The 17222-nt window shown below is 67.0% G+C and carries 16 protein-coding genes; 5 read left to right on the plus strand and 11 right to left on the minus strand.

Translation table 11 applies throughout. The features are described from left to right. The first annotated feature begins 549 nt into the window (after positions 1-549). Entirely contained in the window at positions 550-1020 is a 471-nt protein-coding gene (locus U4Z31_RS28100; protein WP_124667900.1) for an ATPase, read from the plus strand. 161 nt (positions 1021-1181) lie between these two features. Here U4Z31_RS28100 and U4Z31_RS28105 read toward each other — a convergent pair whose 3' ends face one another. The 9 genes from U4Z31_RS28105 to U4Z31_RS28145 all read right to left on the minus strand — a co-directional run bounded on the left by U4Z31_RS28105 (position 1182) and on the right by U4Z31_RS28145 (position 11128). Next, entirely contained in the window at positions 1182-1886 is a 705-nt protein-coding gene (locus U4Z31_RS28105) for a DUF429 domain-containing protein (protein WP_321812036.1), read from the minus strand. A gap of 9 nt (positions 1887-1895) precedes the next feature. Then, positions 1896-2420: an HD domain-containing protein gene (locus U4Z31_RS28110; protein WP_321812037.1), complete on the minus strand. Its 525-nt coding sequence runs from the start codon at positions 2418-2420 to the stop codon at positions 1896-1898. Between the two features lie 121 nt (positions 2421-2541). Next, on the minus strand, positions 2542-6012 hold the full coding sequence (locus tag U4Z31_RS28115) for an ATP-binding protein (RefSeq protein WP_321812038.1): 3471 nt from the start codon (positions 6010-6012) through the stop codon (positions 2542-2544). Positions 6013-6015: 3 nt separating this feature from the next. Further along, positions 6016-7266 carry a metallophosphoesterase family protein gene (locus U4Z31_RS28120; RefSeq protein WP_124489712.1) on the minus strand — a complete coding sequence of 417 codons (1251 nt, stop codon included), beginning with the start codon at positions 7264-7266 and terminating at the stop codon, positions 6016-6018. Positions 7267-7882: 616 nt separating this feature from the next. Further along, complete coding sequence (locus U4Z31_RS28125; protein ID WP_044848832.1) at positions 7883-8422, minus strand: hypothetical protein; 540 nt, start codon at positions 8420-8422, stop codon at positions 7883-7885. A gap of 247 nt (positions 8423-8669) precedes the next feature. Then, positions 8670-9038, minus strand: coding sequence for a hypothetical protein (locus tag U4Z31_RS28130; RefSeq protein ID WP_321804002.1), 369 nt, complete (start codon positions 9036-9038; stop codon positions 8670-8672). Positions 9039-9210: 172 nt separating this feature from the next. Next, positions 9211-9690: an RES family NAD+ phosphorylase gene (locus U4Z31_RS28135; protein ID WP_044848830.1), complete on the minus strand. Its 480-nt coding sequence runs from the start codon at positions 9688-9690 to the stop codon at positions 9211-9213. Further along, the gene (locus tag U4Z31_RS28140) at positions 9687-10142 is read right to left on the minus strand and encodes an antitoxin Xre/MbcA/ParS toxin-binding domain-containing protein (protein WP_124667906.1); all 456 of its coding nucleotides are present in this window, start codon (positions 10140-10142) and stop codon (positions 9687-9689) included. The genes U4Z31_RS28135 and U4Z31_RS28140 overlap by 4 nt, the downstream gene beginning before the upstream one ends. A gap of 344 nt (positions 10143-10486) precedes the next feature. Further along, positions 10487-11128 (minus strand): HD domain-containing protein, encoded by a 642-nt coding sequence (locus U4Z31_RS28145; protein WP_321812039.1) that lies wholly within the window; start codon positions 11126-11128, stop codon positions 10487-10489. A 224-nt stretch (positions 11129-11352) separates the two neighbouring features. Between U4Z31_RS28145 and U4Z31_RS28150 the strand changes: the two genes are divergently transcribed. The 4 genes from U4Z31_RS28150 to U4Z31_RS28165 all read left to right on the plus strand — a co-directional run bounded on the left by U4Z31_RS28150 (position 11353) and on the right by U4Z31_RS28165 (position 14113). Continuing rightward, on the plus strand, positions 11353-12318 hold the full coding sequence (locus U4Z31_RS28150; RefSeq protein ID WP_321812040.1) for a GlxA family transcriptional regulator: 966 nt from the start codon (positions 11353-11355) through the stop codon (positions 12316-12318). Beyond that, complete coding sequence (locus U4Z31_RS28155) at positions 12315-12779, plus strand: hypothetical protein (RefSeq protein WP_321812041.1); 465 nt, start codon at positions 12315-12317, stop codon at positions 12777-12779. Before U4Z31_RS28150 ends, U4Z31_RS28155 begins: the two co-directional genes overlap by 4 nt. After that, positions 12776-13087, plus strand: coding sequence for a DUF4148 domain-containing protein (locus tag U4Z31_RS28160; RefSeq protein WP_321809067.1), 312 nt, complete (start codon positions 12776-12778; stop codon positions 13085-13087). Before U4Z31_RS28155 ends, U4Z31_RS28160 begins: the two co-directional genes overlap by 4 nt. A gap of 312 nt (positions 13088-13399) precedes the next feature. Further along, a complete protein-coding gene (locus U4Z31_RS28165; protein ID WP_321812042.1) occupies positions 13400-14113 on the plus strand; it encodes a dienelactone hydrolase family protein in 714 nt (237 codons plus the stop codon). 508 nt (positions 14114-14621) lie between these two features. On the opposite strand, the gene U4Z31_RS28170 is transcribed toward U4Z31_RS28165, so the two are convergent. Further along, positions 14622-15563, minus strand: a complete 942-nt coding sequence (locus tag U4Z31_RS28170; protein WP_321812043.1) for a LysR family transcriptional regulator — start codon at positions 15561-15563, stop codon at positions 14622-14624. A gap of 237 nt (positions 15564-15800) precedes the next feature. Continuing rightward, positions 15801-17090: an adenylosuccinate synthase gene (locus U4Z31_RS28175; protein ID WP_321812044.1), complete on the minus strand. Its 1290-nt coding sequence runs from the start codon at positions 17088-17090 to the stop codon at positions 15801-15803. Positions 17091-17222: the final 132 nt, after the last annotated feature.

Raw genomic sequence — 17222 nt, forward strand, 5'->3', positions numbered from 1 at the left:
GAAGATCAGCTCGCGCCCATCAAGCGCCCACACTTATCGGCTGTTAATTTTTAAAGAGCATGTCTGCGAGGACCCGGAGGTTTTCTCAGCAGCGCTGCGTTTTCAGCAGCAGAGAAGCGAGATTATGAACCGTCTTTTTCAGTTCGTCAACAACTTTTTAACTGCTTCGTTGTGACGGCTGGGGTTCAACTTCCTGCACCGCCGAGGCCGCTACGACCCGCCCGACAGCACCGCTTCCCTTCTTCTCCCGCGCCGCGTTTCCGTTAGCGCGAAAGAGGCGTGATTCTAAGCACCTGCCCTCGTCTGCGCAACCCCCTTTGTGAAAATATTTTGAAAAGCCCTCGTGCGCTGCCGCGCACGGGGGCTTGGGGTGTCACGCTCAATACATACTGCAGCGCGAGAAGTCCACGGCGGATCCGGGATGCCGCCTTCTTTCCTCCTAGATATAGGCGGTCGACGACATCCTCTGTTCCTCCGCGCTCCGTATTGGCGTAGCGCTCTCGTCATCCGGCTGCGGAACAAACGAAGGGGCGCGCGCCGTCGAGTATCATGCCGCGATCGAACAACGCACTCACACCGACGATGGACAGCACCACACAATCCGGCGACGCCGATCTCCGCGATGAATACGCCGCGCTGCGCGAGCGCGCCGTCATGCTCGAAGAACAGGTCCCGCCGCTCCTGCAACGTATCTCGGATGTCCTGCCGCGCATCAGCGGCGAGTCCGAACTGGCGGACGAGCATCGTGAACGGCTCGTCGGCGCGCGCAACGCAGCGATGGTCTCGATCGAAAACTATCAACAGGCGATCCCGTTCCTGCAGACCGCCGACTCGATCATCGAGCAGCTCGACAAGACGCCCGAGCGCGACGAGGACTTCGAGTGGCGCGAATCGCTGCTGCAGCGGCTCGACGAACTGATCGACGTCGCGGTCGTGATGATCGACGATGCGCAAGGCTACTTCGAGCAGGCCGATGCCTGCGATCTCTCCAGCGTGCCGAAGTCCATTCTCGAAGACTGAGCCTCACGGCCGTGAGGCATACGGTGCGTCGACTGCCTATGTCGATGCGCACGCCACCTGCTCCGCACATGCCGACCGGCTGTCCCTGCTCGACACCGTGACGTCGGCAGTCCGATGCGCGTCCCGAAAAAGCTCACCCTGCTGCCACGGGCTCACGGGTATCAGCGAGCCACGGCCCCTGACCGGACCGTATCGAGAACGATCGTCTCGCCGACCACCGGTACACGGATATACCCGCCGTCCGCATCGCCATACGCGTGTGCGCTGCCGTCGATCACGAATTGCGCGGTCAATGCGCACAGCGTGGCGTCCCGCGCGTCGACCGATCGCAGCGTCGACACGTCGATTCCGAGTTGCGCGAGCAATTGCCGCCGCTGGTTGCGTTTCTGCTTCGCCGACGCAATCGCCTTGCCGAGCATCGCGCAGGTAATCGCGTACGGATAAGTCTCGAAGCTCACGCGCCCGCCGGTATACCGCGCGTCGGTCAGCAGCGGATAGGCGCCGGCCAGCGCACGGTAGACGCGCTCCCCCATGAACATCCAGTCGAAAAAGCCCGACGTGCTGGCCACGGCCTGCTCGCGCGACGGCGTCGGGAAACATGAGATCCGTTCACGCGCGAGCGCCTGCTCGGCCGCCCGGCGCCCGCTTCCGGTCCACCACAGGCTCGGTGCGTCGACGCCGACCGCCACCACGTCATGCTCGATACACAGCGAAGGCAGCGCTTCGGGCGCGATCCGCGCCTCGCGCCGGACGATCGTCGAGCCGCGCAGGATCACGAGGTCGCACTGCTTCCTGTCGCCGCCCACGTCGACGCCCGCCACCGCAGGCAGTGACCGCTCGGCGGATCGGGATCGGGCCGCGCGCATGGCCGCGCGTCAGTCGGCCGGCCGCGCGTCGTACGCGGCGTCGAAGATCCCTTCGAGGCCCGGATGTACGCCGCGCATCCGGTCGACGACCAACTTCGCCCAGTCGAAGTACGCCTGCTTGCGCTCGAGCGGCCAGTCCGCGGGCGGATGCCGGGCGATGTCGCGCAGGTTGCAGATCTTGTCCGCGAGCTTCACGAGCTTCGCGCGGCGGCTGATCGTCGCCGCATGCTCGACCTGCAGGCGCTTGCGCTCGTCCTTCGGCAACGACTTGTCGTCGGTGACTTCCATCACGATGTCCGCGACGTCCTTGCCGAACAGCCGCAGCAGTTCCTGCTCGGTGGTCTCCGTGTCCTCGATCGTGTCGTGCAACACCGCCGCGACGATCACGCGCTCGTCCTCGATGCCGGCTTCGTTGGCCAGCACAGCGGCCAGCGCAATCGGATGGTTGATGTATGGCGACGCCTCGTCGTCCTTGCGCCGCTGATTGCGATGCTTGTCCGCCGCGAACGCAATGGCAGCTACCAGCTTGTTCATGTCGATCCCTCGTGTGGCCGGACCCGTGACCGGCAGAACCGGTCGCGTGCATTTCGGAACCGCACATACTACCTGTACGCGATGACCATTCCCACGTATCGGGACATCGGGCCGCCCGGTGTCATGCGCCGGCTGCCTCGCGCTGCAGCGCGACCACGTTGACCTGCGCGCCGAACACGTCCCGCACGAGCGGCAGCAGGTGATCGTGGTGCGTCAGGAACAGCACCTGGGTTCGCGTCGACAGATCGCGCAGCGCCTCGAGACCCGCCTTCGCACGTGCATCGTCGAAGTTGATGAACAGGTCGTCGGCAACGAACGGCAGCCCGGTCCTGCTGGCGAGTTGCAGTTCGAGCGCCGCGATCCGCAGCGCGAGGAACAACTGGTCGCGCGTCCCTTCGCTCAGGCCGGCGACCTCGACCGACGCGCCCTTCGTGCGCCGCGCATACAGCGCGGGCGGCGTCCGTTCGGTGTCGACGGTCAGCCGCGCGAATTCGCCCAGCGTAAGTCCCGCGAAAATCTCGCCCGCCCGGCGCAGCATCGGCCCCTGCTTCTGGTCGCGATAACGATCGGTCGCCCACTTCAGCAAGCGACTCGCGGTCGCCGCTTCCAGATACTGTTCCGCTGCATCGCCCATCGCCGCGAGCGCTTCCTGCCGCTTTGCTTCGGCCACGGCCGCATTCGCCTGGCCGTCGATCGCGCCGAATGCCTGCCGGGCCACGACCTGCTGCTGCGCGAGCGCGTTCAGGCGCGTGCCGACGTCGCCCAGCGACTGCTTCACCGCTTCGAGATGCGCGGGCACGCCGGCGATGTCCTGTTCAGCGACCTCGGCCTCGGCGGCCGGCTGGGACAAGCCGTCGCCGTCGCGCACCAGCGCCTCCTTCGCGGCATCGACGGCCTGTCGAAGCTGGCGCTGCCGATCCGATTGCTCGGCCAGTGGCAGCGCCGCGTCGATCGATGCGACGCCGGCCAGTTGCAGCAACGGCTGAACGCGTGCATCCGCGCCTGCCACCGCGGCGGCGGCATCGGCGACCTTGCCGTCGGCCTGCCGCACCGCGTCGTCGGCACGACCGATCGCACGCGCGGTTTCCCGTGCGGCCGCAACGCGCATCGTCAACCGGCGCGCAACGTCCAGCCAGTCGCCGCTCGCCAGCCACGCGGGCTCGAGCGCTTCGGCCAGTCGCCGTGCACCGGCCTCGAGCGCGGCCAGCTCCGCGCGGATCGCGGTCATCCGGTTGCGCGGCGCATCGGCGTCGGCCAGTTCGGCGGTCACCGTATTCGCGAGCGCGAGCGCACCTTCCGCGGCAGCCAGCGTCACCGCATGGGCGGACAGTTTCGCGTCGGCAAGCGCGTCGCGCCATTGCACGTGCCACGCATCGTAGGCGGTCTGGGCCTGGCCTGCGCGCGAACGAGCCGTCGCGCATCCGCGTTCGGCTTCGCGCGCGCGGTCCTCCAGGCTGTCCTTTTGCGCGAGCGTCTTCTCCGCCGACTGCACGAACGTCCCGGCGATCGCGATGAGTGCCGTCAGGCCGTCGGCGTCGCCGCCGCGCGATACCGCGCGCAGCGCCGAACGCAACGCGGCTTCCGCGCCAGCGCGTGCATCGCGGATCGTCGCGAATTCGCGGCGCAGGCGGTCGAGCTCGAGCTGCGCGGCAAACACCGTGTCGCGCTTCGCGAGCCAGTCGCCCATCGCCGCCAGCGGCATGCCGGGCACGCCGGCCGTCGTCGCCAGTTCGGCCCACGCGTCGCGATGTGCCGCCAGCTCGCGTTCGCGCTCGTCCACGGTCGCCTGCCGGCGCGTCAACACGACGTGCGCGGATTCGACCTGCTGACGCAGCGATTGCAGTGTCGCCGCCGCTTGCGTGGCGCCGAGCTGCGCATCGACGAGTTCGTCGGCAAGGCGAATCGCATCGTCGACAGCCGGCGCGCCGGTTGCGAGATCCACCGCGCCGCTGCGAACGTCGCCCCAGGCGCCATCGCGGCGAGCGCGCGCCGCCAGCACCTCGGCGGTCGTGACGACCTTGTGGGTCTGAGCGAAATGCTTCTCCTGCAGTTCGAGCCGCTCGTGTTCTTCCTGCGCGCCGTCCCGTGCATCGCGTGCGGCGGCGGCCGCGCTCGCGCGTTCGCTCGCTTCGGTCAGCAGCACACCGAGCCGAGCCGCCGACGGCACGTCGAGCGCACGCAGCGCGTCGACCGGCTTGCGCCACTGGCCGAGCGCATCGAGCGCGTCGGACAGCGTCTGCTCGGCGGCCGCGATGTCGCGTTCGAGTGCCTGTTCACGCTGCCCGCTATTGCGAAAGCCCTGCGCATCGGCGAGCGCCGCACGAAGCGCTTCAGGCACATCGACGGTCGACAGGCGCGCCAGTTGTTCCCGTGCCTGCGCGAGTTCCTGCGTGCGCTCGTCGAGCGACTCGCGCGCGCCGGCCAGCGCCTGATGCAGCGCGCCGTGGTCGCGCAGCAGGTTCGCGACCGTCTTCAGCGACAGCGCGGTCGGCAGGGCCGCGCGCAGCGACGTCTCGTCGGTCGGCCAGCCGAGCTGCGCGGCGGCCGAACCCGCGGCGGACAGATGCCGCTCGACGTCCGCGCCGAGCAACAGCAGATCCTGTGCATGATTCATGCATGCGCCGCGCAGCCGGTCGAGCGCTTCGATATCGGCTTCGAGCGCGAGCGCGTCGGCATCCGGATCGATCGCATCACGCGCCTGCCGTTTCGCGAGCAGGTCCGCGCGCCGTTCCTCGAGCACCTTCTGTTCGGCCGCGAGATCGCCTTGCGCTTTCAGCAAGTCGGCATACGCGGTCGGCGGCAGCTCGACGACGGCCCCCAGTTCGGCCAGCGCCGCTTCCTTGATCGTCAGTTCCTTCAGGTACGGCGCCAGCCGCCGCACGCGCTCGAGCTTCGAGCGCAGCGCTTCAAGGCGACGCTGCTCCGCGCGCGCCTGCTCGATCTCCTGCTCGACCGCGTCGCGCGCCTCCTTGCGATCGACCCAGTCGCGCGTGCGCACCTGGACTGCCTTCAGTTCGCCAACTGCTTCGTTGAACGAAGTCTCGGCCTGCGCGAATGCGCTGCCGCTGCGCCGCGGCGCCCACAGCTCGGCCGCGCGCGCGTCGAGTTCCTCGCGCACGGGGCCGAGCGTGCCGACACCCGCCGCCGATTCGAACAGCACCTGGCCGAGCTTGTCGGACGCGTCGAGAATGCTCCGGCCGCCGTCGACGAGCCGCCCGTGGTCGAGCCCGAACATCTGTTCGAAGAACTCGCGCGTCGCGCCGTCGAGGATGGCGTCGAGATAGTCGTCCGGCAGCTTGTCGTCGGCGGGCGTGCGCAGCGGACTGCGCCCGCGGGCGCGATGAAAGGCGAGCGCGCCGGCGCCGCCCTCCAGCACGCCGCCGATCCGCAGTTCGGGCGTCGCATGCAGGAAGTCGAGCGGGGTCTGCAGTTTCATCCCGAACAGCAGTTCCGACACGGCCGTCCGGATCGTCGACTTGCCGGCCTCGTTCGGCCCCACGATCACGTGGAAATCCTGGCCGGCCGACGGAAAGCGCAGCGTCTCGTCGGTGAACTTGCCGTACTTGATCAGGTCGAGCTGGCTGATTCGCATCGCTTATTCCCCCCTCGCCAGCCGCGCGAGCAACGCGGGACCGACCTGCTCGACCAGCGCCGTGAGTTCGCCGGCGCGCGCCATCGTCAGCAGCGGCACCTCTTCCTTCACGTCGCTGCGCACCTTGCCGACGAACGGCTTCAGGTCGCGTTCGAGCAGCGCGAGAAAATCCGGATCGTGTGCGGCATCGGCCAGGATCTGCTTCAGATCCTCCAGCGCCTCGAGTTGCTCGCTCTCGCCTTGCGGCTGCACGGGCGCGGACGTCGCGAGCCGGACCTTCTCCAGCCACAGCCGTTCGTTGCCGATGATGCCGATCTGGTTCAGCACCTCCGCACGCAATTGCGGCGCACGGCCGAAGAAGAGACCGTGCGCGGGCGTGCGGCCCGTGACCGTCACGCGCACCGCGCGCGGCACGTGGCCATCGACGCTCAACAGCGTCTCCAGCGACTGGCCGATCTTTCTCGACAGGTCGGCGACCGTCAGGCAATCGGACGCGTCGACCGACAACGCTTCCCAGCGCAGCACGTCGAGGTACAGGCGCTCGACGTGCGTGCGGCCCTGCTCCACCGTCACGAGTACCGCACCACGGCGGCCCGTCTCGCGGATATGGCGCCCCTGCAGGTTGCCGGGAAACACGACGGTCGACGGCCCCGACCAATGCTGGAATTCGTGCACGTGGCCGAGCGCCCAGTAGTCGTAGCCTTTCGCATGCAATTCTGCCAGCGAGCACGGCGCATAGTTCGCATGCGCCGCATAGCCTTCGAGCGCGGTATGCAGCACGCCGATGTTGTAATGGCCCGGCACGGGATCCGGATAGCCGATCGCGAGATTGTCGACGACGGCCTTGTCCTTGAAGCTCTGCCCGTGCAGCGCCACGTCGAATTCCGGCAGCTTGAAGGTTTCCGGCTTGCGGTGGCCGAACACGGTGACGTTGTCGGGCAAGGTCAGCTTCTTCGTCATCTCGCTTTCGGCATCGTGATTGCCGCCGAGCACGAATGCGCGAATGCCGGCCTTGCGCAGGCGGCCCATTTGCTGGCCGAAGAAAATGCCGGTGTTGTGGTCCTTCCAGTCGCCGTCGTACAGGTCGCCGGCGATCACGAGGAACGCGACTTCCTCTTCGATCGCACGATCCACGAGCTGCCGCAGCGCCTCGCGCGACGCGTTGCGCAACTGCGCGGCCGGCGCATCCGGATACGCGCTCAGGCCGTGCAGCGGGCTGTCAAGGTGAATGTCTGCGGCGTGGATGAACTTCACGAAGATTCCTCTGGTTCATGACGAAAGGGCGATGTCGACCGGCATTGTGCGCCGTCGAACGACGCGCGGCCGCTGGTCGCAGGCCGGACCGCCGCCGGATGCGCCGTCGCAGGTGGCGGCGCTCGTCCGCACCGATCGTGCCGCCCGTCGCCAGCGGGTCGGGATGGTACCTGAAAGCGGGCGCCGCGAATTCGTCCGGCCTCGCGCCCACCGTGCTCACCCCGCACGCGTCACTCGCCGCGCGGCATGGGCGGTGACGCGCAAGCCGCGAGCCACGGCACGCAGGCAAGCGCGAGAAGACGGAACGGGATGGTCATGGTCGTGATGCCTCGGAATGTTATCGGACCACGCCGGGCGGGCCGCGGCAGCGCTTTGGAGTCGTCTGTCGTCACGCTGCCGATCGGACATGCTTGCCTGCATCGACCGGTGCCGCGCAAGAACGACCGTCGACCGGGAGCCCCGCTATTTAAGCATGGCGGGCAGGCAATGGGCAGAGGGTGCGCGGCACGCCTGTTCCGGTTCGCGGCACACTGACGCGGCCGCGATGCGCGGCGCGCGCCGAAAAAAAGCCCGGCCCGCATCGAAGCGGGCCGGGCCGTGGCTGAAAGCGTATCGCTTACAGCGCGCCGCCTTGTGCCGACGCCGAACCCTTCACGCCGACCGATGCGCCGCCCTGCACCGAGTTCGCCGCACCCTCGAGCGCTTCGCCGGCCTTCGCCTTCGCGCCGCCTGCGACATCACCCGCCGTCGACACCGCGCCTTGCGCGTGGCTCTTTGCCGAGGATGCAACGTGCTTCACGTGCGACTTCGTCGTGTGCACGGCCGATGTCGCGGCATCCTTCGCCGAACCTGCAGCCGAGCCGACCGCCTGCGTCGCACCGCCAACCGCGTTGCCCGCTGCCGAGCCGACGCCGCCGACCGTCTTGCCCACGCCGTTCAGCGCACCGCCGACCAGGTTGCCTGCGCCCGACCCCGAGCCCGCGGCATTCGCGCCTGCACCCGCCTGCACGCCCACGCCGCCGCCGAGCAGCGGCGTCTGGACCTGTGCACCGACGCCGGCGGAACCTTCTGCGCCCGTCTGGGCCGTTTGTGCGAAAGCGGCCGATGCGATTGCCGTCAGCGCGGCGCCAAGCAGAATCGTGCGAATCTTGTTCATGGTCATTCTCCCCAAAGACGTTGTTGCTGCGGGCCGCCTTCGTGCGGCTTGTCGCATGCCTCACCGCGACGTGCGGCAGGTGGAGCCAATGTAGCCGCACCCACGCCCGAAACCGTCGAATTGCGGGGACTGTTACTTCCGTTGCAAATGCTGACGATTGACTCACACTGTTTGACAATCATCGCGGCAGGCACGTGATTGGCATCGTCCGATCGCATGCATCGGCGCATCCGGTACGCCGCATCGGCTAGCAGGGAAACCGGCCGTTCGTGTAGGTATCCCAAAGAACGCGTGACGGCCAGCCGTCGGTGCGGCCCGACAGCCGGCTTCGCGCGATCAGCTCGATGTCATCCGACACGCACGCCGCGATGTCGGCATTCCCCGATGCCCGGAACGCGAGCCTGAACGCCTTTTCCCTCAGGGCATCCACGGCCGGCTTGTCCAGCACGGCGCCCGGATCGCCGTCGATTTCGTCGAATGCCGTCATCCAGCCGGCGTCGAACGGCTCCGCCTCGCGGCTGGCCAGCGCGCGATCGCAATCGACGTCGCCGAGAAAATCGAAAAACCCCGGGCCCGACAGGATGGCGTCCATTTCGAGCAGATGCGCGTTCGTCACGGCGCCCCCTTGCCACGATGCGTGGCCGTTGTGTTCATCGATCGTTGCTGCCGTGTGCCGCGTTCATGTTCCGCATCGTTGACGTGCAGCGCCCTGCCCGCCGCGACCGGCAGACCGGAGCCGCAGGCGAGCGCGGATCGGCGCGGTGCCGCGCGACAATGCGCAATCAGCCCTATTCGCTCTTGTTCGACTGGATCAGCCGCAGAATCCGGCTGTCGTACGGCGACTGCATGACTTCGGCGATGCGGATCCCGGATGCGGCAGGGTGCAGCGGATTCAACAGGAAGTTGTGCGCGTGCGGCACGACGACGCTCGGTACGCGCAACAAGGCGCTCGGCTGCGTGTGCAGCCACTCGGTGCCGGCGCTGCGGGTCCAGTCGACGTCCTCTCGCCAGTCGGCCGGCGCATCGCCCTCCGCGATCTCGGCAACATCCACCGATTCAGGCACCTCGACCCGAAGCAGCTGGTAGCCGCTCGGCAATTGCGCAACGGTGGCGATTTCGAAGTGAACGAGCGTCTCGAGCAGCGCGAGCGCCGGATGCTCGGCGAGATAGACGACGGGCTGCCCGGCAAAATGCCAGCGCCCGCCGGCCCGCAATCCGCCGATGCCTTTCAGGTCCGCGTAATTGCTGATGCGCCACAGCGTCGTCAAGCGAAGTACCCCTCGTCGATCTGCGTGAGGGCTTCCTCGACGAGCCGCGCGCCATGCTCGGTACTCGCCATGTCGAGCGACGTGCGTCCGCCGAAGCGCTGGAGCCCGTTGCGCAGCCACGCCATCGCCTTGTCCGGGTCGCCGAACGTGGCCGTCGCCTGCGCGACGATGCGCGCCAGCCGGATCGCCTTGTCGGACTCCTCCTGCGACAGCCGTTCGTGCGCCTGGCGGCGATGGCTCAGCGTGCGCCGCGGGATGATGAAGGCGAGTTCGTCCGACTTCAGGCCGCGCTCCGACAGCCGGTCGATCACCGCGACGTCGACACGCGCGCTCGCCAGCTCCGCGAGATCGGCGCCCGAGCGCACGCGAATCGCGAGCAGTTGCTCGAGGATCGTGAACTCGGCTTGGCGCGGGTGCGCGACGCCCGAAGGGTGAAACGCGATCGTACTCATGACTCTTCTCCGGCAATTTGCCCAACCATTATAGGCGTTTTGCCGAAGACGGGCGGATTCGGTCGTCAGGCGGTCGACGACCGGTCGACGGCGGGCAATTGCGGGTGTCGGCGAAACGGGGCTTCCCGCTCGCCGCCCCGGCACGCGCGGCCGGAGATGCGCGTCTGGAGCGGGATCGTGAAATTCAAGTATATGAAGTCGCTGACTGACGTCATGAAGTTGTCACGTAACAATTTTTCTAATGAATATTCCATCGACGAAACGGCGCCCACCCCGTCTAGGCACCGAATGCGACATGCGTCGCACCGGTTGCCTTCCCCCGCCCCGCCCGCCACCGACACCGATCAACCGGCCCACGCCGACGCTCGGATCACGCTGCAGAAATTGCCTGCATGGAAATGCGGATCCTTGTCGGCCAGCACATCGGCCTTCACATTGCCGAACGTCGTGTCCGGCTTGTGCCGGATACCGTCGTAGAACGCCTGGATGATGTCTTCCTTGAAGCGCGGCGTGCGCGGATGCGCGCGGACGACGGCTTCTCGCTCGACGTCGCTGTACTCCGGATACGTGAGGCCCAGCACATCCATCTCGACACCGGCGGTGACGAGCGCGACGACCGGATGCATGTGCTGCGGAATGCCGGGGGTGGTGTGCAGTGCGATCGCGGTCCACACGAGGTCGATGTCCTGCTGCGAAATGCCCCTGCTCTTCAGGAAATCGCGGGCGGCATTGGCGCCGTCCACTTCGAATCGCTCACATGCGCTGCTGTGTCGATGCGTGAGCCCCATGTCATGGAACATGCAGCCGCAATAGAGCAGTTCGGGATCGTAGCTCAGCCCGCGGCGCTGGCCCGCGAGCGCACCGAAGTAGTACACGCGGCTGGAGTGATGAAACAGCAGCTCGGACTCGGTATCCCGTACGAGTTCGGTGATCTCGCGCGCGAGTTGGCTATCGGGAAGGGTGATGCCGGCGACGTTCACAGTCATGATCGATCTCCTTGGAAGACAGCATTCATTCTGCGGAGACCGTCGTTTGGCATCAATCGGCGTATTACGCCAAATCCTGCCATTTTACTCGATCGACGGCCACCACTGCCGGAACCATCGAATCGCACCCGCGTAATGCGCCGATGCCCCGCCCGTCGCATCGCACCGCGCGTCTATACTGCTACGCGTCACATTCGACACACCGACACAACACGCAACCGAACATGCCGAAGGTCGTGGGTATTTTCGCGGTACCGGGCGTACAACTGCTCGACGTCTCCGCGCCGCTCGACGTATTCGCACAGGCAAACGCCGAAAGCGGCAAACCGTTCTATACGCTGCGGATCATCGCGAGCGAGTCCGGCCCGATCCGCACGTCATCGGGCGCGCAATTGCTGGCCGACTGGATCGCTCCCGACATTCCCGATCGCATGGATACGCTGCTCGTTGCCGGTGCACCGGGTGCCGGCCGGATCGCGCTGCGCACCGACGTGCTCGCGTGGCTTCGATCGGCCGCCGTGCAAAGCAAACGGTATGGCTCGATCTGCACCGGCGCATTCATCCTCGCGGCGACCGGCCTGCTGAAAGGACGACGCCTGACGACGCACTGGGCCGCGGCCGATGCGCTCGCCGCCGCCTATCCGTCGCTCACCGTCGAAGCGGACGCGCTGTACGTACGCGACGGCAAGCTGCGCACCGGTGCCGGCGTCACGGCCGGCCTCGATCTCGCGCTCGCGCTGGTCGAGGAGGATCTCGGCCGGGAAATCGCGCGGCGCGTCGCCGCGCAACTCGTCATGTTCTTCAAGCGCCCGGGCGGGCAGCTCCAGTTCAGCCGCAGCGGCGCGGCGCGCCCGGCGGGGCGTTCGGTGCTGCAGGAAGTCCAGCGCTGGATCGCCAGTCATCCGGAACTCGAGCACTCGGTGGCGGAACTCGCGAAGCATGCGGGCATGAGCCCGCGCCACTTCGCACGGCTCTTTCGCGCGGAGGTCGGCATGACGCCGGCCGCGTGGGTCGAAGCGACCCGCGTCGCGGCGGCTCGCCAGTTGCTCGAAAACGGACATGACACGCCGAAGCAGGTCGCCGCGAAATGCGGCTTCGCGAATGTCGATACGCTCAGACGGTCGTTCGCGCGGCATGTCGGGATCACGCCTGCCGAATACCGGAAACGGCAGGCGATCGTTGACGCGTGACGCGGTACGCGCGACGAGACGGCACGGACATTCCCGTCGATGCGCGAAGAAAGGCTGGTCCCGATTTCAACGCGATGGCGCGCGCGGATTTTCCGTGCCCACCATCAATACTTCGTTATCCGATTCAATTGAGCTTTCTATCGGTCAAGGTCGGCGTGCGGTCGCCATACTCCCCGGTCCTGGAGCGCGCCGGCCCGTCGTTTTTGCGTCGACATGCCATGCTCGACTCACCGCTATCACCGCTGCCGCGACGATCATGCCGCACCGCAACCCGTGACCGCCATCAGGCACGCCAACAATCGTCCGACAAAACCCGTATTTCCGCGAATCGTTTACCCAGTTGCAATAATTATTCGCTGGAACGCCTATTTCCGACCGGTATCGCGATCGCTACGATGCAAATCAACCGCTCGACGCAACAAGCGAAGCGCGAAATCTACGAAAACCGGAGGTCATCATGAAGTCGTTCATCTACGCAGTCGCCGCTGCCAGCGCCCTGTCCGCATCGTTCGGCGCATTCGCTCAGTCGAACCCGTCGGACCAACTGACGCGTGCCCAGGTCCGCGCAGAGCTCGTCCAGCTCGAACAGGCCGGGTACAAGCCGGAAGTCTCCGATGTCCACTACCCGAATGCGCTGCAGACCGCGCAGGCGCGCGTGACGAACGGCGACGCAACGGGTTACGGCGCACAGTCCGCCGCCGGCGTGCGTGCCGGCCGCGCGATCGCGGTCAAGCAGAACGCTCGCGACTCGGTCTATTTCGGTCAGTAAGACTGCCGCACGCGACGCATACCGCGATACGCCCGCTGCCGACGCAACACCCCGCTCCCGTCCATCGGGGCGGGGTGTTGTGTTTTCGGCGCACGCGACATGCGCGCCGCACGACGCCCGATCGACGCGCGCGCGCGGATCGGCCGCCGCATCGCGCCGTTCACGCAGACCGCCGGCGTTTGCGCATAGAATGGCCGCGTGGTCGGCGCCGGCCGAAGCGAACGCGAGCGAGGCCTCGACTCACCGGGCATACCGCACTCGCTGGCCGACCCGATGCCGCACTCATCGCATTTTTCGAAAAGGAGCGGTTTCATGTCTCAAACATCCGGTTCCATGATCACGTTTCGCCGTCCGGACGGCCAGGAACTGCAGGGCTACCTCGCCACGCCGGAAAAGACCGAAGGTGCACCCGCGGTCGTCGTCATCCAGGAGTGGTGGGGCCTGAATGACCAGATCCGCGGCGTCGCCGATCGCCTCGCGCGCTGCGGCTACTTCGCGCTCGTGCCCGACCTGTATCGCGGCAAGTCGACGGTCGAGGAGGAAGAAGCGCACCACCTGATGACGGGCCTCGATTTCGGCGACGCCGCGTCGCAGGACATTCCCGGCGCGGTGCAATACCTGAAGACGCGCGCGTCGCGCGTGGCGGTCACCGGCTTCTGCATGGGTGGCGCGCTCACGCTGCTGTCGCTGCAGTTCGCCGAGGCGGACGCCGGCGTCACGTGGTATGGCTTCCCTCCGCTCGACTACCTCGACCCGTCGAAGATCAAGGTGCCGCTGATGGGTCACTGGGGTACGCAGGATGCGTTCTTTGCGATCGACCAGGCCGATGCGCTGGAGAAGAAGCTGACCGACGCAAAGGTCGACGTCGAATTCCACCGCTATCTCGCGCATCACGCGTTCGCGAACGAAACGGCCGTCGGCCCCGGCCGCATCGGCGGCACGCAGTTCGATCCGGTGTGGTCGCAGATCGCGTGGGATCGCACGCTCACGTTCTTCGGGCGCACGCTCTGGGACAAGCAGCAGTAATACCGCAGCAGGCACCCGTCGCTGCCGTGCAGCGATGCACGTCAAGCAAAACGCCACGGACTTGCATCCGTGGCGTCGTCGTATGCGGGAAGGAATGCGTTACGCGAGCGGCGGTGGCGCCTGCCGCGATCGCCGACCGGCCTCGATGAGCCGGCAACGGGCTCCGGATAGTCGGTCTGCCATGGAAGCCTGTGTTCGACGGGGAGGAAACGGAGGAGCGGGTTGCGCGTGGCCGGTGCGCGACATGCAAACGGTCGCGTGAAAGCGCGGGCACGCGTCGAATCGATGCCGGGCGGTCGACGCTTCGCACCGAACCGACGATCTCCGATATCGAAAGCAGGGTTTCCATAACGGCGCGCATCGAGCGATGCAGCCGGCCGGTGAAGTCGCGCCGTGTCTTTTCCACCGTCAAGTTAGGTATGCAAAGTATCTTGCGCAGCCGAACCTGGATTCAAGGACGATGCAACGTGGGCCGCGTCATTCGATCCGGCACACGTCGTCCGCCTTCTCAGGACTGGCAGGAATCGCGCAGCGCAGCCTCGTCGGCGGACAGCATTTCAGGCACGCATTCGCGCAGGAAATCGACGAAGGTACGGATCTTCGCGTCGAGGTACTGGCGCGACGCGTACAGCGCGTAGACCGTCAGTTTCTGCAGTCGGTACTCGGGCAACACGCGAACCAGCGCACCGCTCGCCAGTGCGGGCACCGCGGTCGACATCGGCAACGAACCGATGCCGAGGCCGGCGCGCAACGCGGCGCCGAGCGCGTCGGCGATGTTGACCTGGAAATCCGCCAGCGGCAGTTCGAACGTCTCGCGACCGTCGGGGCCGTCGAGATGCCAGCGGTCGCGCGGAAAGATCGGCGTGACGATCTGCAGGCACGCATGCGCTTCGAGATCGCGCACGGTGCGCGGCGTCCCGCGTTCCTTCAGGTACGCCGGCGACGCGCACAGCACGCTGTGCACATCGCCAAGCCGCTGCGACACCAGCCCCGAGTCGGGCAACTCCGTCGTGCTCAGTTGCAGCGACACGTCGTAGCCTTCGTCGATGATGTCGGGCACGTGCTGCGACAGCGTGAGCTCGACGGCCACCGACGGATAGCGCTGCCGGTATCGCACCACTGCGGGCACCAGGTAGGCCTGGCCGAAACTGGTCGTCGCGTGCACATGCAGGCGGCCCGACGGCTTCGCCTGCGCGTCGGCCGCCTCGGCTTCCGCTTCGTCGATATAGCCGAGGATGCGCTGGCATCGGTCGAGATAGCGCTGTCCGGCATCGGTCAATGCGATGCGGCGCGTGCTCCGGTTGAGCAGACGGGTGCGCAGGTGCGTTTCGAGTTGCGCGACCGAACGCGATGCGTAGGCGGTGGTGATGTCCAGGCGCTGGGCCGCGCTCGTGAAGCTGCCCTCCTCCGCCACCCGGACGAAAATGCGCATCATCTGTAACGTGTCCATCGACATGTCCCCGGGATTGAAATCGCTTCGCAGCGGCGCCCGCCCCGGCACGGGCCGGTCTGGCGCGAATCGTGCGGAACAGTACCGCAGCGGTGCAGGCGTGTCCAGTTTGCCGTGCGCCGCGGCAGCAGGCCGTCGTTCACGCGACAACCCATGCCACAGGACGACCGGCACCGGATCGATGCAGGCTGCATCGCGGCGGCCCGCCGGGCACACATTACGCGTGCCGCGTCGCGCTCAGGCCGGGTCGAAAGGATTGCTCAGCACGATCGTGTCGTCGCGCTCGGCGCCGGTCGTGATCATCGATACAGGCACGCCCGCGACCGCCTCGACGCGTGCGATGAAATCCTGTGCGGCACGCGGCAGCGCCGCACGCTCGCGCACGCCCTTCACAGTCCCGTCCCACCCGGCGAACGTTTCATAGACGGGCGTTGCGCGCGCCTGCGCATCGAGGCTCGCGGGCAGATGGTCGACGCGTGCGCCGTCGAGTTCGTAGCCGACACACAGCTCGATCGACGCAAAGCCGTCGAGCACGTCGAGCTTGGTGAGCGCGAGCGAATCGATACCCGAGATCCGGACGGCCTGCCGCAACTGCGCGGCATCGAGCCATCCGCAGCGGCGCGGTCGGCCCGTGTTGACGCCGAATTCCTGTCCGCGTGCGCGCAGCGTTTCGCCGGTGGCGTCGTTCAGTTCGGTGAGGAAAGGGCCGCCGCCGACGCGCGTCGCGTACGCCTTGGTCACGCCCAGCACGTGGCCGAGTTTCGACGCGCCGAGGCCGGTGCCGGCCGCCGCGGCCGATGCAACGGTGCCCGACGACGTCACGAACGGATACGTGCCCCAGTCGATGTCGAGCATCACGGCCTGCGAGCCCTCGAACAGGATGCGCTCGCCGCGCTCGTTCGCGTCGTTGAGGTCGGCCCACACGGGACGTACGAACGGCAAGATCTTCGGTGCGATGTCGACCAGCATTGCAACCATGGCGTCGCGCGAGCACGGCTCGAGTCCCAGGCCGCGGAACCATGCATTGTGGTGATCGACCAGCACGTCGAGCTTGTCGGCAAGCCGGTCCGGCTCCGCCAGATCGGCAACCCGCAGCCCGCGGCGCCCCACCTTGTCCTCGTAGGCCGGCCCGATCCCGCGCAGCGTGGTGCCGATGGGTTCGCGACGCAGACGCTCCTGCGCCTGGTCGATCGCACGGTGAATCGGCAGGACCAGCGTGGCGTTCTCCGCGATCGACAGATTGTCCGGCGTCACCGACAGCCCAAGCTCGGCCATCCGCCCGATCTCGGCCAGCAGCGCCTCCGGATCGAGCGCCACGCCGTTGCCGATCACGCCGCGCTTGCCGCGCACGATGCCGCTCGGCAACAGCGCGAGCTTGTACGTCTTGTCGCCGACGACCAGCGTATGGCCCGCGTTGTGGCCGCCGTTGTAGCGTGCGACGAGATCGGCCTGCGCCGCCAGCCAGTCCACGACGCGCCCCTTGCCTTCGTCACCCCATTGGGCGCCCACCACCACCACGTTCGGCATGCTCCATACTCCATGTGAGAAATTCAGACACATATTCCGGCCGCATCGGCCGTTTATGTGCCATATTGGAGAAGCATGATCGCCCGATCAAACGATTAAATCTGAGCATTCGCGTGAGTAAATTTCACGCGA

Origin of the sequence: Burkholderia sp. BCC1985 (genome assembly GCF_905339915.1) — a bacterium.
Lineage (GTDB): Bacteria > Pseudomonadota > Gammaproteobacteria > Burkholderiales > Burkholderiaceae > Burkholderia.

What these genes read in the sequence shown, in the direction of transcription:
- U4Z31_RS28100 (WP_124667900.1), top strand. Translation starts at nt 550, where the DNA reads ATGCCGCGATCGAACAACGCACTCACACCGACGATGGACAGCACCACA.
- U4Z31_RS28105 (WP_321812036.1), bottom strand. Translation starts at nt 1,886, where the DNA reads ATGCGCGCGGCCCGATCCCGATCCGCCGAGCGGTCACTGCCTGCGGTG.
- U4Z31_RS28110 (WP_321812037.1), bottom strand. Translation starts at nt 2,420, where the DNA reads ATGAACAAGCTGGTAGCTGCCATTGCGTTCGCGGCGGACAAGCATCGC.
- U4Z31_RS28115 (WP_321812038.1), bottom strand. Translation starts at nt 6,012, where the DNA reads ATGCGAATCAGCCAGCTCGACCTGATCAAGTACGGCAAGTTCACCGAC.
- U4Z31_RS28125 (WP_044848832.1), bottom strand. Translation starts at nt 8,422, where the DNA reads ATGAACAAGATTCGCACGATTCTGCTTGGCGCCGCGCTGACGGCAATC.
- U4Z31_RS28140 (WP_124667906.1), bottom strand. Translation starts at nt 10,142, where the DNA reads ATGAGTACGATCGCGTTTCACCCTTCGGGCGTCGCGCACCCGCGCCAA.
- U4Z31_RS28145 (WP_321812039.1), bottom strand. Translation starts at nt 11,128, where the DNA reads ATGACTGTGAACGTCGCCGGCATCACCCTTCCCGATAGCCAACTCGCG.
- U4Z31_RS28150 (WP_321812040.1), top strand. Translation starts at nt 11,353, where the DNA reads ATGCCGAAGGTCGTGGGTATTTTCGCGGTACCGGGCGTACAACTGCTC.
- U4Z31_RS28160 (WP_321809067.1), top strand. Translation starts at nt 12,776, where the DNA reads ATGAAGTCGTTCATCTACGCAGTCGCCGCTGCCAGCGCCCTGTCCGCA.
- U4Z31_RS28165 (WP_321812042.1), top strand. Translation starts at nt 13,400, where the DNA reads ATGTCTCAAACATCCGGTTCCATGATCACGTTTCGCCGTCCGGACGGC.
- U4Z31_RS28170 (WP_321812043.1), bottom strand. Translation starts at nt 15,563, where the DNA reads ATGGACACGTTACAGATGATGCGCATTTTCGTCCGGGTGGCGGAGGAG.
- U4Z31_RS28175 (WP_321812044.1), bottom strand. Translation starts at nt 17,090, where the DNA reads ATGCCGAACGTGGTGGTGGTGGGCGCCCAATGGGGTGACGAAGGCAAG.